Below are 13,756 nucleotides of genomic sequence, written 5' to 3' on the forward strand. Positions count from 1 at the left end.
CACCGAGCGCATCGAAATGGCTCCGAGCAGCGCTGCTCGGAGCCATTTCGATGCGGTTCTTACTTGAAGCGGCGCAGCCGGAGGCTGTTGCTCACCACGAAGACGCTGGAGAACGCCATCGCGGCGCCGGCGATCATCGGGTTGAGCAGACCCAGCGCCGCCAGCGGAAGGGCGGCCACGTTGTAGGCGAAGGCCCAGAACAGGTTGCCCTTGATGGTGGACAACGTGCGCCGGGACAACCGGATCGCGTCGGCGGCCACCCGCAGGTCGCCGCGTACCAGCGTGAGGTCGCTCGCCTCGATCGCGGCGTCGGTGCCGGTGCCCATCGCCAGCCCGAGGTCGGCCTGGGCCAGCGCGGCGGCGTCGTTGACCCCGTCGCCGACCATGGCCACGACCCGGCCCTCGGCCTGCAGCTTCTTGACCACGTCCACCTTGTCGGCGGGCAGTACCTCGGCGATCACCTCGGCGATGCCCACCTCGGCCGCCACCGTACGGGCCACGGCCTCGTTGTCACCGGTCAGCAGAACCGGCGTGAGACCGAGCGCGCGGAGCTGGGTGATGGCCTCCTGGCTGGTCGACTTGACCACGTCGGCCACCACCAGCACGGCACGGGCCTGTCCGTCCCACCCGACCGCGACGGCCGTGCGACCGGCGGCCTGTGCGGCGTGCAGCTCCCGCTCCAGATCGGCGGGCAGGTGCTGGGACCACTCCTCCAGCAGCCGGGGCCGGCCGACCAGCACCGCGTGACCGTCCACGATGCCCTGCACGCCGAGTCCTTCGACGTTGGCGAAGTCTTCCGGCGTGGGCAGTTCGCCGACCCGGGCCGCGGCGCCCTTGGCGATGGCCCGGGCGATCGGGTGCTCAGAGGCGTGCTCCAGCGCCCCGGCCAGGCGCAGCACCTTGGCCTCGTCCTCGCCATCGGCGACGTGGACATCGGTGAGGGTCATGCGGCCCTCGGTGACCGTGCCGGTCTTGTCCAGCACCACGGTGTCGATCTTGCGGGTGGACTCCAGCACTTCCGGACCCTTGATCAGGATCCCGAGCTGGGCGCCCCGGCCGGTGCCGACCAGCAGGGCGGTCGGCGTGGCCAGGCCGAGCGCGCACGGGCAGGCGATGATCAGCACCGCGACCGCGGCGGTAAAGGCCGCGCCCACGCCGTCGCCGGTGCCCAGCCAGAAGCCGAGCGTACCGATGGCCAGCGCGATCACGATCGGGACGAAGATGCCGGAGATGCGGTCGGCCAGCCGTTGCACGGCCGCCTTGCCGGTCTGGGCCTCCTCCACCAGCTTGGCCATCTGGGCGAGTTGGGTGTCGGCGCCCACCCGGGTCGCCCGTACGACGAGCCGGCCGCCGGCGTTCACGGTGGCGCCGGTGACCGCGTCGCCCACACGGACCTCGACCGGCACGGACTCACCGGTCAGCATGGAGGCGTCGACCGCCGACGTGCCCTCCTCGATGACGCCGTCCGTGGCGATCTTCTCGCCCGGCCGTACGACGAACCGGTCCCCGGCCGTCAGCTGGTCGGCGGGAATCCGGGTCTCCACGCCGTCGCGCAACACCGCGACGTCCTTGGCACCGAGCTCCAGCAGCGCCCGCAACGCCGCCCCGGCCCGCCGCTTGGAGCGGGACTCGAAATAGCGTCCCGCCAGGATGAACGCCGTGACCCCTGCCGCGGCCTCGAGGTAGATGTTGCCGGTGCCGTCGGTGCGCTCGATGGTGAACGCGAACGGGTGCGTCATGCCCGGCGTGCCGGCCGTGCCGAAGAACAGCGCCCACAGCGACCAGCCGAGCGCGGCCAGCGTACCGATCGAGATCAGCGTGTCCATCGTGGCGGCGCCGTGCCGGAGGTTGGTCCAGGCGGCCTTGTGGAAGGGCCAGCCCGCGTACACCACCACCGGCGCGGCCAGCACCAGCGACAGCCACTGCCAGTTGGTGAACTGCAGCGGCGGGATCATCGCCATCGCGATCACGGGCACAGCCAGCACCACGGAGGTGATGAGGCGGTTGCGCAGGGGTCGGAGTTCGTCCTCCGGCTCTTGCGCGACCGCCTGCGCCCCCTCCGTCTTGGGAGGGGCGGGGAGCGCGGCCGTGTAGCCGGTCTTCTCCACCTCCGCGATCAACTGCTGCGGATCCACGCCATCGGGGAAGGTCACCTTCGCCTTCTCCGTGGCGTAGTTGACCGTGGCGGTCACGCCGTCCATCTTGTTCAGCTTGCGCTCGATGCGGTTGGCGCACGAGGCGCAGGTCATGCCGCCGATCGAGAGTTCGACCGCGTTCTGCCGGTCATCGGTGACCGAAGTCATCACCGTGCTCCTTTCTCTCGCTCCGCTCTCTCACTCAGTGGCCGTGGCCATCAGCGCCGTGGCCGCTGGGGGTGGCCGTCGGAGTCGCCTTGGGGAGGGCGGACTGCTCGCCGGCGCCAAGGGTGAAGTCCGCGGTACGGACCTCGCCGTCGTGCTGGAAGTCCAGGAACAGCCGGTAGTCGCCGGTGCTGGGCACCTCGGCGTAGAAGACGATCTCGGGGCCTGCCGGGGTCTTGCCGTCGCCGGGCTCGCCGTCCGGGTGGACGTGAAGGTAGGCCAGGTCCTTGGCGCGCAGGGCCACCAGGTGACCGTAGGCGCCGAGGTAGGGCTGCAGGTCGGTGACCGGCTTGCCGTCCTTGGCAACCTTCAACGTGAGCTTGCTCGACTGCCCGGGGGCCAGGTCTCCGTCAAGGGTGACGGTGTATCCGTCGACCGTCGCGGTGCGGCTCTCCCCGGGCAGGGCCTTGGGCTCGTAGTCGCCCGCCGCCGCCAGGTCGGTGCCCAGTGTCAGGGCTTCACCGCCGACCGGTGAGAAGTCGGCGAAGGCTCGGTACGTGCCCGCGTCCGGCAGCGTCAGCTTGACCGACCACACGCCGTTGCCCGCCTCAGTGGGGTGCAGGTGCTGGAAGGTGCCCAGGTCGCGGGAGACCACGATGAAGTGGAGTTTCTTGTCGTGCTCGACCTTGTAGTCGGTGACCGGCTTGCCGTCGGGGCCGGTCACGGTGAACTGGAAGTCTGCGGGCTCACCGGGCTTGAGTGCCTCGGTGAGTGGGACGAGGGTGTAACCGTTCTCGGACACTTGGAGCCCCCCAGGGGTATCGCTTTTGGCCTGCTGGGTGGCGTGCTGGTCGTGACCCGCGCTCGCGCTCGTGGTGGGCGCCGTCATGGCGCTGTGATCCTCGGCCGGGGGCGTCCCGACCGGCCCTACCGCCTTGCCCGCCCCAAGAGCGCCGCCGAAGACGACGGCCAGCCCCAGGACATAGGCGCCGAGCTTGGCTGCGGTGTTCACGACTGATTCGCCACTTCGTATCCGGCTTCCTCCACCGCGGCAACGATCTTCGCCGGGTCAATGGAGTCGTCGCTGTCAACGGTCAGCAGTCCGGTGGCCAGGTCCACCTCGACGTTGGTCACGCCGGCCACTTCGCTGACCTCTTCTTTGACCGAGCTGACGCAGTGGCCGCAGGTCATGCCCTTGACGGTGTAGGTGGCAGTGCTCATATCGGTCTCTCCTCAAGGTCGATCAGGAACGGACAAGTCTGGCGATGGCGTCGGCGGCTTCCTTGACTTTCGCGTCGGCCTCCGGGCCGCCCTTCCGCGTGGCCTCGGCGACGCAGTGGGCCAGGTGCTCCTCCAGCAGCGACAGGGAGAACGACTTCAGCGCACTGGTCGCCGCGGACACCTGAGTGAGGATGTCGATGCAGTATTTGTCGTCTTCGACCATGCGCTGCAGGCCGCGGACCTGCCCCTCGACGCGGCGCAACCGCATCGCGTGATCCTTCTTGGTTCCGCCATATCCGGCCATGTCCGGACCTCCCATCCTTCGTCGCCGGGAACAACACCATACCCCCCTACGGTATTCCGGACAACAGAAGCCCAACAAGGCTGACGAAATCCAGGAGGATGAGATGCCACATGTGATGCGCAGGCCGGGCGTGCTCAGCGGGACCCGACTGGCCGCCTTCCTCGCCGCGGTTCATGTCGTCAACGACGCGACCTGGCTCCGGAGTCACCGGCGACCGCGGCCGGCATGGTCCTGGGCATGTCGGCCGCCCTCGGGGGCGCGCTGTACGGGGCACTCGGCTGGATCCAGGAACTCGTCGGGCTGACGGTGGGCATGGCCATCGATTTCGCCCTGGCGCTTCCATCAGCGGCGATCACCCTCGTCGCGCTTCGACGCCGGCAAGAAGTGGGTCGGTAGCGCTTGACAGATACCCCCCGAGGGTATTCATTAAGCCAGCAATACCCCGAGTCGCACACGAACCCGCCTCTCGCGGAATCGTTTGCGAGTCCGCATACCCTACCCCCGTATGGCATGGAGAACCGCTGATGTCTGCTCCATCTCCCCGGCGATGGGCCGCCCTGGCCCTGATCGCCACCGCCCAGTTCATCGTCATCATGGACACGTCGATCATCGGCGTGGCCCTCCCCCGCATCCAGGAAAGCCTCGGCTTCTCCCAGGAGAACCTGTCGTGGGTCTTCAACGCCTACGTCGTCGCCTTCGGCGGCCTGCTGCTGCTCGGCGGCCGACTGTCCGACCTGTTCGGCGCCCGCCGCGTGTTCGGCGCCGGCTGGGTCATCCTGCTGGCCGGCTCGCTCGTCGCCGGCATCGCCCCCGAGGTGTGGGTGGAGCTGGCCGGCCGCGTGATCCAGGGCGCCGGCGCCGCCCTGATCGCGCCGTCCGCCCTCACCCTGCTCATGATGCTCTTCGGCCACGACCCCCGGGAACTCACCAAGGCCATGGCCCTGTACGGCGCCGCGGCACCGGCGGGCGGCACCGCCGGCGTCTTCCTCGGCGGCGTCATCACCGAATACCTGAGCTGGCCCTGGGTCTTCTACATCAACATCCCCATCGCCATCGTGGTCCTGCTGGCCAACAAGCCGCTGATGCCCGCCGTACAGTCCCAGCGCGGCTCCATCGACGTGGTCGGCGCGCTGACCGTCACCGCCGGCCTCGCCTCCGCCGTGTACGCCATCGTCCGGGCACCTGAGATCGGCTGGGGTTCCGCGCAGACCTGGCTCGTGCTGGTCGGCGCCGTGGCCCTGCTCGGCGGCTTCGTCGCGATCCAGGCCCGACGCCGCGAGCCGCTGATGCGGCTGTCGATCTTCCGTGCTCCGAACCTCTCCGCCGCCAACCTCACCCAACTGCTGCTCGGCGGCGCGTGGATCCCGATGTGGTTCTTCCTCAACCTCTACCTGCAGCAGGTCCTCGGCTACAGCGCCTTCCCGAGCGGCGCGGCGCTGGTGCCGATGACCGTCCTCATCATGGTCGGCATGATCGTCCTGGCACCCCGCGCGATCGGCCGCTTCGGCCCCAAGGCGACCACCGTGGTCGGCCTGGCCCTGCTCGCCGCAGGTATGGGGTGGCTGTCACTGATCAGCCCGAACGGCAGCTTCGCCACCGACGTGCTGCCCGCCAGCCTCGTCGCCGCCCTCGGCATGTCCCTGGCCTTCATCCCCTCACTCGGCACCGCCATCTCCTCCGCCCGCCCAGAGGAAGGCGGCCTCGCCTCCGGCATCGTCAACACCAGCTACCAGGTCGGCTCGGCCCTCGGCCTGGCCGCCATGACCGCCGTCGCCGCCGCCAACGGCGCCGGACAACTCGGCAACCTGCCCGCCCTGACCAACGGCTTCTCCTCCGCCTTCATCGGCGCCGCCGGCATCGCCGCCGTCGGCGCCCTGCTCGCCGGGCTGACGCTGCGCTCCCACCGCACCGAGCCGGCCGCGTCCGAGCCCGCCACCACGCACAGCGGCCACTGACCACCTTGCTCTCTGAGCCCCGCTTTCAAGGAGTAACCCATGACCACCACACCGATCCTCATCGCTTACGACGGCTCATCCGGCGCCCGCCATGCGCTCGAAGAGACCGCCCGGCTCTTTCCCGGCGCCCCCGCCGTGGTCCTCTACGCCCGGCAGCCACTGGAGAGCCTCGCCGCACACCTGGAAGGCCACCCCGCCCTGGACGAGCTGCGCGACTTCGACGACAAGACCCTCGACGCCTCCGAACGACTGGCCACCGAAGGCGCGGATCTCGCCCGCGGACTCGGGCTGAAGGCCGAACCCCGGGTCGCCTCGATCCCCGAGGAGACCGTCGCCGACGCCATCGCCGATGTCGCGGAGGAGATCGACGCCTCGCTCATCGTGATCGGCTCACGAGGCAGGCAAGGACTACGGGCACTTGTCGCCGGAAGCACCTCCACCCACGTGGTCCACACCTCGGGCAGGCCCACACTGGTCATCCCGTCCAAGCCGCTCGCGGACGCCCGTCGCCACACTGAGCATCGCGCCGTTCGCTGAGAGCTGCTTGAAAAACGAGAAACCCCAGCTCAACATCGATGAGCTGGGGTTTCCGTGCGGTGCGCCGCCAGGGACTCGAACCCCGGACCCGCTGATTAAGAGTCAGCTGCTCTAACCAACTGAGCTAGCGGCGCTTGCAGAGAGGAATATACCGGCACTCCGCATCCTGGTCGAATCGGTATCACCCGCCTGCCAGCCGCTAGAATAAAGTTCGGCAAGCAGACAGGAGCATCGATGTTCGACTCGCCCGCCGACGTGACCGAGCGGCTCGCCGCCGTTGACTATCTCTCCGACGACGCCATCTCCACCTCGGTGTTCCTCGCCGCCGCCCTCGGCAAGCCGCTGCTGGTCGAGGGCCCCGCGGGGGTGGGCAAGACGCAGCTGGCCAAGGCCGTGGCGCTGGCGACCGGCGCCCAGCTGGTCAGGTTGCAGTGCTACGAAGGGCTCGACGAGGCCAGGGCCCTGTACGAGTGGAACTACAAGAAGCAGCTCCTGCGCATCCAGGCCACGAGTGCCGATGACGACATCTTCAGCGAGGAGTTCCTGCTGGAGCGGCCGCTGCTCAAGGCGATCAGGGCCGGGGTGCCGACCGTGCTGCTCATCGACGAGACGGACAAGGCGGATGTGGAGGTCGAGGGGCTGCTGCTGGAGCTCCTGTCGGACTTCCAGGTGACGATCCCCGAGCTGGGCACGATCAGCGCGGTCCGCAAGCCGTACGTCGTGCTGACCTCGAACGCGACCCGCGAGCTGTCCGAGGCGCTCAAGCGGCGCTGCCTCTATCTGCACATCGAATACCCGACGCCCGAACGCGAGCGCGACATCGTGCTCAGCCAGGTGCCGACGATCCGCGCGGACCTGGCCGAGCAGCTGGCCAGGACGGTCGCCACGCTGCGCGCCATGGAGCTGAAGAAGGCGCCGTCGGTGGCGGAGACGGTCGACTGGGCCAACACGCTGCTCGCGCTCGGGCGCGACGAGCTGGACGAGCCGACGGTGGCCGGCACGCTGGGCGTGGTGCTCAAGCACGCCTCCGACCACGCTCGCGCGGTCAAGGAGCTCGGGCTGCCCTCATGAGTGACACCTCGCTGGTCGACAGGCATGTCGGGTTCGTGCACGCGCTGCGCGAGGCGGAATTGCCCGTGTCGCTGGCCGAAGGGCTCGACGCCGCGCGGGCGCTGCGGGTGATCGATCTGACCGAGCGCGAGTCGCTGCGCGCCGCCTACGCGGCGACGCTGGTCAAGAAGCCGGGGCACCGTCCCGGGTTCGACATGCTGTTCGACCTGTGGTTCCCGTCGTCTACCACTGGTCTGTACGAAGAAAGCGCCGTAAAGAGCGACACCGCTGAGCTCAGTGAGCTGCGTGACCAGCTGGCCAGGCTGCTGACCACGGGCAGTGAAGCTGAGATGCGGGAGTTCGCCAGGGCCATGGTCGGGCGGTTCGGCCGCCAGCCGGCTGGTCCCGGCCGCCAGAACTGGTTCTCCTACAGCGTCCTGCGCGCCCTGTCCCCCGAGACGCTCATGGCCCGGATCCTCCAGGAGGTCCTGGCCGGCCAGGAGCGCGGCGGACTGGCCGAGAAGACCGCCCGCCAGCGGGTGAACTCCGGCATCAGGCGCTTCGAGGAGGCGGTCGCCACCGACGTGCGCCGCCGGATCGCCGAGGACTCCGGCGTCGAACGCATCGCCCGCTCGGCCGTACGCCCCCCGCTCGACCAGCTCGACTTCCTGCGCATCACCAAGGCGGACCTGGCCAGGCTGCGGCGCGAGGTCTACCCGCTGGCCCGGCGCCTGGCGGCCAGGCTGACGATCAAGCACAGGAAGGGCCGGCGCGGGCGGCTCGACTTCCGCCGCACCATGCGGGCCTCGCTGCAGAGCGGCGGCGTGCCGCTGACCACCCATTTCAAGCCGCCTCGGCCGCACAAGCCCGAGCTGGTGATCCTCTGTGACACCAGCGACTCGGTCTCGTCGTTCGCGCACTTCACGCTGCTGCTCACGTACGCGCTGAGGGAGCAGTTCACCAAGGTACGGGCGTTCGGGTTCGTGGACACGGTCGACGAGATCACCCGCTTCTTCGTCCCCGGCGCGGACGTGGTGGAGGCGATGACCCGGCTGGCCAACGAGGCGGACATGGTCCGCTTCGGGCGCACGAACTACGGCCACTCCTTCGAGCGCTTCGCCGAGCGCTACGGCGACGCGATCGGCCCCAAGACCTCGCTGCTGATCCTGGGCGACGCCCGCTCCAACTACCAGCCGGCCGCCGTCGACACCCTGCGCGCCCTGGCCGCGAAGGCCCGCCACGCCTACTGGCTCAACCCGGAGCCCCGGCAGCAGTGGGACACGGGCGACTCCATCGCCACCGACTACGACGCGGTCGTGCCGATGTACGAGTGCCGCAACGTCGCGCAGCTCAGCGCGTTCATCCAGGACTTGGCCTAGGCGCGCTGGAGCTCCCGGGCGGCGGTGCGGGTGAGCAGCTCGATCTGCTGCTCGTCGAGCACCTCGCCGGCGGTCGCCTTGACGCGCCGGGCCGCCAGGCTCGGCTTGAGCAGCGTGAGGCCCTCCGCCGTGACCTGGCCGCCGCGCGGCAGCAGGCCGCAGTGCACGGCGAGCAGCGGCGTGATCGTCACCGGGATGCCGGTCTCGCGAGTCAGCAGCTCGGCGAAGGCGTTGGAGGTCTCGATGAGAGACTTGGCCACCTTGGTGCCGTACTTCTCGCCGAAGAACAGCCGCCCGTTGTAGGTGGCGATCTCGGTGTCGGGGCTCCACGACTCGTTGTCGATGGCCCACAGCCCGCCGGGGCCGATCACGAGGTGGTCGATGGAGGCCTGATCCCTGATGGCCCGGCCGTCCAGGACGCTGTAGCCGAGCTTGCCGAGCGAGCGGCGGAGCATCCGGCCGGTGATCACCTCACCGCGCCGCCGGCCACGCCAGACCGCGGTCGCGTGGAAGGAGCGCCAGGCGATGTACCAGTCGACGCCGGCCACGATGCCCGCGAGGGCGACGCCGTAGAAGGCGGTGAGCGCCAGGTCGAACCGGATCGCCAGGCCGATGCCGGCCACGAAGCCCACGCCCGCCTTGATCATCCTTGATCGCTTGCGGTTGTTGGCGTCCTCCCGCCAGAACTTCTCGTAGTACCACTGAGGCGAGGCCCCAGTGAACTTCTCGTCCTGCTGCACGTAGATCGAGCCACCAGGCACGGCAAACTCCCCCAATGAGTCGCTGAACCATCAGGATCTGCCACGCCGAAGATCCCTCGCTGAGTCAATTAATACCCCACCTGACCCCAACGGAAGCAAGGGGACCCTAAGGTGACGGAAATAGCACCTGCGGGAAGTCCATCAACCGACCAGTCGGTATGCTGTGACGCGTGAAGGAAGAACCGGTACGCAGGAGGCTGCTGAGCGAGGCGACCCGGCTGTTCGCGGAGCGGGGCTTCGAGGGCGCGTCCGTGCAGGAGATCGTCGTGGCCGCCGGCGTCACCAAGGGCGCCATGTACCACTATTTCGACTCCAAAGATGATCTGCTGCACGAGATCTACGCGCGCGTGCTGCGCATGCAGATGGAGCGCCTGACCCACATCGCCGACGGCCCCGGGACGGTCGCCGAGCGGCTGCACGCGGCGGCGGCCGACGTCATCGAGACCACCACCGCGAACCTCGACGATTCCAAGATCTTCTTCCGCTCGATGCACCTGCTGGCGCCCGAGACGCGCAAGACCGTCCGCGCCGAACGCCGCCGCTACCACGAGCGCTTCCGCGACCTGGTGATCGAGGGCCAGCGCGAGGGGCTGTTCAGCGAACGCGTCCCGGCCGAGCTGGTCGTCGACTACTTCTTCGGCTCGGTGCACCACCTGGGCAGCTGGTTCCACACGGACGGACCGCTCACCGGCGCCCAGGTGGGCAAGCACTTCGCCGACCTACTGCTGACCTCGCTCGGGGCCGGGCCCGTCGACGAGTGAGGCCGGCGCCGGCACGTCGGCCAGTGATGCCAGCGCCTCCCGGTGGTCGCCGGGCGTGCCGAGCGCCGTCTCTGTGGCCTTGGCACGCTTGAGGTAGAGATGCAGGGGATGCTCCCAGGTCATCCCGATCCCGCCGTGCAGCTGCAGGGCCTCCTCAGCCGCGTGTACGGCCACACCCGCGTTCCACGCCTGGGCCACGGCGACCGTCACGGCCGAGTCGTCGCCGGCCGCGGCACGCGCGGCGGCGCGCGCCCTGACCACGTCGAGCCAGAGATCGGCCAGCCGATGCTTGATCGCCTGGAACGACCCGACCGGGCGGGCGAACTGGTGGCGTTCCTTGACGTAGGCGAGCGTGGTGTCCAGGCACCACTCCGCCACCCCGAGCTGCTCGGAGGCGAGCAGCCCGGCACCGGACCGCAGCACCTCGACCAGGTCGCACGGGCCCAGCGACCGCGCGGGCGCCGCCGAGAAGGTGACCGTCGCGACCGGCCGGGTCAGGTCCAGCGACGGTACGACCTGGACGGCGGCGTCGGCGGCCTCGACCGCGTACAGCTGGCCGCCGACCGGCACCAGCAGCACGTCGGCCACCTCCGCTCCCGCGACCGCGGACACGGTCCCGGACAGCGTCCCGCCGTCCAGGCTCACCGACGAGCCCCGCCCCGGCCGGTACGGCGAGGCGGCGAACGACACCACCAGGGCCGCGGTCGTCCGCCCCTCCGCCAGCCCGCCCAGCAGATCGGCCGAGCCCGTCGCCAGCAGCGCCTGAGTGGCCAGCACGGCGCTGGTGAAGAACGGCACCGGCGCGACACCCCGGCCGAGCTCCTCCAGCACGACAGCGGCCTCACGGGCCGACGCGCCCGCCCCGCCGTACTGCTCGGGAATGAGCAGGCCCGCCACCCCGATCTCCCCGGCGAGCGTCTTCCACAGGTCGAGGTCGTAGGGGTCGGACTCCACCCGCTTGAGCACCGCGGCCGGCGGACAGCGGTCGGCGAGCACCCCGCGCACGGCGGCGCGCAGCTCCTCCTCGACCTCCGAGTACAGCAGGGTCATCGTGGCAGGTCCTTCCAAGGGACGTCCTTGTCGACGCGGGGTTCTGAGGGCAGGCCGAGCACTCGTTCGGAGATGATGTTGCGCAGGATCTCCGAGGTGCCGCCCTCGATCGAGTTGCCCTTGGCGCGCAGGTAGCGGTAGCCGGCGCCACGCCCGTAGAAGTCGAGGTCCTCCGATCGGCGGAAGGTCCAGTCGTCGTAGCCGAGGTCGCGCCGGAGCTCGATGTCGAGGCCCGACAGCTCCTGGTTCAGCTTGGCGAACGACAGCTTCATGCCCGACCCCTCAGGACCGGGGTGCCCGGCGACGAGCTGTTCGCGCAACCGTACGCCGGACAGGCGAGTCACCTCCGCCTCGACCCACAGCGACAGCAGCCGCTGGTGCAGGTCGTGGGTGCGCAGCTCGGGGTGTTCGCGCCAGGTGTCGAGCACCGGCCCGATCATGCCGCCGCCGCGCCGTACGGGAGCGCCGCCGATCGCGACGCGCTCGTTCATCAGCGTGGTCTGGGCGACCCGCCAGCCGTCGCCGACGTCACCGAGCCGCAGGTCGTCGGAGAGCCGCACGCCGGTCAGGAAGACCTCGTTGAACTCGGCCTCTCCGGTGATCTGCCGCAGCGGGCGCACCTCGACGCCCGGCGCGTGCATGTCGCAGATGAAGTACGTCATGCCGCGGTGCTTGGGCACGTCCGGGTCGGTACGGGTGACGAGGATCGCCCACCGGGCGTGGTGCGCGCCGGAGGTCCAGACCTTCTGGCCGTCGACGACCCACTCATCGCCGTCCCTGACCGCCCTCGTGGCCAGCGTCGCCAGGTCGGACCCCGCGCCCGGCTCGCTGAAGAGCTGGCACCAGATCTCCTCGCCCGTCCACAAGGGCCGAAGGAAGCGGCGCCGCTGCTCCTCGGTGCCGAACGCCAGGACCGTCGGCGCCGCCATGCCCAGGCCGATGCCCTGCACGCCGGTGTTGAGCTGCGGCGTGTCGGCGAGCTCCCGCTCGACGACCTGCTGCAGGTCCCGCGACACGCCCAGGCCGCCGAGCCCTTCGGGGAACCACACCCACGCCAGCCCGGCGTCGAACCTGGCCCGCAGGAACTCCAGCCGGTTCTTCGGATCATTGGCGCCGAGGAGCGCGTCGACGCGCTCCTTAATCTCCGCCTCGTTCACATGTACCTCTTCAGTTCGCGGTAGGCGAGTGAGCGCTTGTGCACCTCGTCGGGACCGTCGGCCAGGCGCAGCGACCTGGCTCCCGCCCAGAGCCCCGCCAGGGGGAAGTCCTGCGAGACGCCGCCCGCGCCGTGCACCTGGATCGCCTTGTCCAGGATCCATTCCACGGCGATCGGGGTCGAGATCTTGATGGCCTGGATCTCGGTGTGGGCGCCCTGGTTGCCGACGGTGTCCATGAGCCAGGCCGTCTTGAGCACGAGCAGCCGCAGCTGCTCGATCCGGATGCGGGACTCGGCGATCCACTCCTGGATCACGCCCTGCTGGGCGACGGGCTTGCCGAACGTCGTACGCCCCAGCGCGCGGCGGCACATCAGCTCGACGGCGCGCTCGGCCATGCCGATCAGCCGCATGCAGTGGTGGATACGGCCCGGCCCGAGCCTGGCCTGGGCGATCGCGAAGCCGCCGCCCTCCTCGCCGATCAGGTTGTCGACCGGCACCCGTACGTCCTCGAAGACGATCTCGGCGTGGCCGCCGTGGTCGGCGTCGCTGTAGCCGAACACGTGCATGCCGCGCTTGATCCGCATCCCGGGCGTGTCACGCGGCACCAGGACCATGCTCTGCTGGCGGTGCTTGGGCGCGTCGGGGTTGGTCTTGCCCATGAGGATGAAGATCTTGCAGTCGGGGTTCATCGCGCCGGAGATGAACCACTTGCGGCCGTTGATGACGTACTCGTTGCCGTCGCGGGCGATGGAGGTGGCGATGTTCGTGGCGTCGGAGGAGGCCACGTCGGGCTCGGTCATCGCGAACGCCGAGCGGATCTGCCCGTCGAGCAGCGGTTGCAGCCACTCCTTGCGCTGCCACTCGTTACCGAACATGGAGAGGACCTCCATGTTGCCGGTGTCGGGCGCGGCGCAGTTGGTGGCCACCGGGGCGAGGTTGGGGCTGCGGCCCATGATCTCGGCCAGCGGCGCGTACTGCAGGTTCGTCAGCCCCGCGCCGTGCTCTCCCGGCAGGAACAGGTTCCACAGGCCGCGCTTCCTGGCCTCGTCCTTGAGGTCGGCGACGAGCGGCGGGGAGCTCCATCCGCTGGTCGCGGCCTGCTCCTCGAAGGCGGCTTCGGCTGGATAGACGCATTCGTCCATGAAGAGAAGCAGGCGCTCACGCAGGTCCTCGGTGACACTGTCGAAGGCGAAGTCCATACCCCGGAGCCTACCGACCGGCCGGTATGAGTGTCGACAGGTGGTCGCCGAGAAACCGGCTCAGGTGGCTGTAAAGGCGATC

The 13,756-nt window shown here is 69.6% G+C and carries 14 protein-coding genes and 1 tRNA gene; 6 read left to right on the forward strand and 9 right to left on the reverse strand.

The genetic code is table 11. The annotated features are described in order from the left end of the window. Positions 1-59 precede the first annotated feature (59 nt). The 4 genes from ACGFJ2_RS13210 to ACGFJ2_RS13225 are packed head-to-tail and all read right to left on the reverse strand — an operon-like array spanning position 60 to position 3,825. On the reverse strand, positions 60-2,303 hold the full coding sequence (locus ACGFJ2_RS13210; RefSeq protein WP_357956305.1) for a heavy metal translocating P-type ATPase: 2,244 nt from the start codon (positions 2,301-2,303) through the stop codon (positions 60-62). A 34-nt stretch (positions 2,304-2,337) separates the two neighbouring features. After that, a complete protein-coding gene (locus ACGFJ2_RS13215; RefSeq protein ID WP_393467721.1) occupies positions 2,338-3,312 on the reverse strand; it encodes a hypothetical protein in 975 nt (324 codons plus the stop codon). Beyond that, complete coding sequence (locus ACGFJ2_RS13220) at positions 3,309-3,521, reverse strand: cation transporter (protein WP_357956308.1); 213 nt, start codon at positions 3,519-3,521, stop codon at positions 3,309-3,311. Before ACGFJ2_RS13220 ends, ACGFJ2_RS13215 begins: the two co-directional genes overlap by 4 nt. 22 nt (positions 3,522-3,543) lie before the next feature. After that, a complete protein-coding gene (locus ACGFJ2_RS13225) occupies positions 3,544-3,825 on the reverse strand; it encodes a metal-sensitive transcriptional regulator (protein WP_357956311.1) in 282 nt (93 codons plus the stop codon). A gap of 237 nt (positions 3,826-4,062) precedes the next feature. Between ACGFJ2_RS13225 and ACGFJ2_RS13230 the strand changes: the two genes are divergently transcribed. The 3 genes from ACGFJ2_RS13230 (at position 4,063) to ACGFJ2_RS13240 (ending at position 6,317) form a co-directional block, all read left to right on the forward strand. Further along, complete coding sequence (locus tag ACGFJ2_RS13230; RefSeq protein WP_358178297.1) at positions 4,063-4,221, forward strand: hypothetical protein; 159 nt, start codon at positions 4,063-4,065, stop codon at positions 4,219-4,221. 128 nt (positions 4,222-4,349) lie between these two features. After that, positions 4,350-5,780 (forward strand): MFS transporter, encoded by a 1,431-nt coding sequence (locus ACGFJ2_RS13235; protein WP_393467725.1) that lies wholly within the window; start codon positions 4,350-4,352, stop codon positions 5,778-5,780. Positions 5,781-5,819: 39 nt separating this feature from the next. Continuing rightward, positions 5,820-6,317, forward strand: coding sequence for a universal stress protein (locus tag ACGFJ2_RS13240; RefSeq protein WP_357950733.1), 498 nt, complete (start codon positions 5,820-5,822; stop codon positions 6,315-6,317). A gap of 60 nt (positions 6,318-6,377) precedes the next feature. On the opposite strand, the gene ACGFJ2_RS13245 is transcribed toward ACGFJ2_RS13240, so the two are convergent. Then, a tRNA-Lys gene (locus tag ACGFJ2_RS13245) sits at positions 6,378-6,451 on the reverse strand. A gap of 100 nt (positions 6,452-6,551) precedes the next feature. Here ACGFJ2_RS13245 and ACGFJ2_RS13250 point away from each other — a divergent pair. After that, a complete protein-coding gene (locus ACGFJ2_RS13250) occupies positions 6,552-7,388 on the forward strand; it encodes a MoxR family ATPase (RefSeq protein WP_358178300.1) in 837 nt (278 codons plus the stop codon). Further along, positions 7,385-8,746: a VWA domain-containing protein gene (locus ACGFJ2_RS13255; RefSeq protein ID WP_393467729.1), complete on the forward strand. Its 1,362-nt coding sequence runs from the start codon at positions 7,385-7,387 to the stop codon at positions 8,744-8,746. The genes ACGFJ2_RS13250 and ACGFJ2_RS13255 overlap by 4 nt, the downstream gene beginning before the upstream one ends. On the opposite strand, the gene ACGFJ2_RS13260 is transcribed toward ACGFJ2_RS13255, so the two are convergent. Next, positions 8,743-9,507 (reverse strand): nuclease-related domain-containing protein, encoded by a 765-nt coding sequence (locus ACGFJ2_RS13260; protein ID WP_357950725.1) that lies wholly within the window; start codon positions 9,505-9,507, stop codon positions 8,743-8,745. The two genes, ACGFJ2_RS13255 and ACGFJ2_RS13260, sit on opposite strands and share 4 nt — an antisense overlap. A gap of 170 nt (positions 9,508-9,677) precedes the next feature. On the opposite strand from ACGFJ2_RS13260, the gene ACGFJ2_RS13265 reads away from it, so the two are divergent. Next, entirely contained in the window at positions 9,678-10,268 is a 591-nt protein-coding gene (locus tag ACGFJ2_RS13265) for a TetR/AcrR family transcriptional regulator (protein ID WP_357950722.1), read from the forward strand. On the opposite strand, the gene ACGFJ2_RS13270 is transcribed toward ACGFJ2_RS13265, so the two are convergent. The 3 genes from ACGFJ2_RS13270 to ACGFJ2_RS13280 are packed head-to-tail and all read right to left on the reverse strand — an operon-like array spanning position 10,227 to position 13,674. After that, positions 10,227-11,318, reverse strand: a complete 1,092-nt coding sequence (locus ACGFJ2_RS13270) for an acyl-CoA dehydrogenase family protein (protein WP_393467733.1) — start codon at positions 11,316-11,318, stop codon at positions 10,227-10,229. The genes ACGFJ2_RS13265 and ACGFJ2_RS13270 overlap by 42 nt on opposite strands. Next, positions 11,315-12,475 (reverse strand): acyl-CoA dehydrogenase family protein, encoded by a 1,161-nt coding sequence (locus tag ACGFJ2_RS13275; RefSeq protein WP_393467736.1) that lies wholly within the window; start codon positions 12,473-12,475, stop codon positions 11,315-11,317. Before ACGFJ2_RS13275 ends, ACGFJ2_RS13270 begins: the two co-directional genes overlap by 4 nt. Continuing rightward, entirely contained in the window at positions 12,472-13,674 is a 1,203-nt protein-coding gene (locus tag ACGFJ2_RS13280; protein ID WP_357950714.1) for an acyl-CoA dehydrogenase family protein, read from the reverse strand. The genes ACGFJ2_RS13275 and ACGFJ2_RS13280 overlap by 4 nt, the downstream gene beginning before the upstream one ends. Positions 13,675-13,756 lie beyond the last annotated feature (82 nt).

This window comes from Nonomuraea sp. NPDC049028 (assembly GCF_043197735.1).
Taxonomy (GTDB): domain Bacteria; phylum Actinomycetota; class Actinomycetes; order Streptosporangiales; family Streptosporangiaceae; genus Nonomuraea.

Excerpts from the sequence above, each read along its gene's own strand:
- ACGFJ2_RS13270 (WP_393467733.1), bottom strand. The coding sequence starts at position 11,318 with ATGACCCTGCTGTACTCGGAGGTCGAGGAGGAGCTGCGCGCCGCCGTG.
- ACGFJ2_RS13220 (WP_357956308.1), bottom strand. The coding sequence starts at position 3,521 with ATGAGCACTGCCACCTACACCGTCAAGGGCATGACCTGCGGCCACTGC.
- ACGFJ2_RS13225 (WP_357956311.1), bottom strand. The coding sequence starts at position 3,825 with ATGGCCGGATATGGCGGAACCAAGAAGGATCACGCGATGCGGTTGCGC.
- ACGFJ2_RS13230 (WP_358178297.1), top strand. The coding sequence starts at position 4,063 with ATGTCGGCCGCCCTCGGGGGCGCGCTGTACGGGGCACTCGGCTGGATC.
- ACGFJ2_RS13255 (WP_393467729.1), top strand. The coding sequence starts at position 7,385 with ATGAGTGACACCTCGCTGGTCGACAGGCATGTCGGGTTCGTGCACGCG.
- ACGFJ2_RS13240 (WP_357950733.1), top strand. The coding sequence starts at position 5,820 with ATGACCACCACACCGATCCTCATCGCTTACGACGGCTCATCCGGCGCC.
- ACGFJ2_RS13250 (WP_358178300.1), top strand. The coding sequence starts at position 6,552 with ATGTTCGACTCGCCCGCCGACGTGACCGAGCGGCTCGCCGCCGTTGAC.
- ACGFJ2_RS13235 (WP_393467725.1), top strand. The coding sequence starts at position 4,350 with ATGTCTGCTCCATCTCCCCGGCGATGGGCCGCCCTGGCCCTGATCGCC.
- ACGFJ2_RS13210 (WP_357956305.1), bottom strand. The coding sequence starts at position 2,303 with ATGACTTCGGTCACCGATGACCGGCAGAACGCGGTCGAACTCTCGATC.
- ACGFJ2_RS13280 (WP_357950714.1), bottom strand. The coding sequence starts at position 13,674 with ATGGACTTCGCCTTCGACAGTGTCACCGAGGACCTGCGTGAGCGCCTG.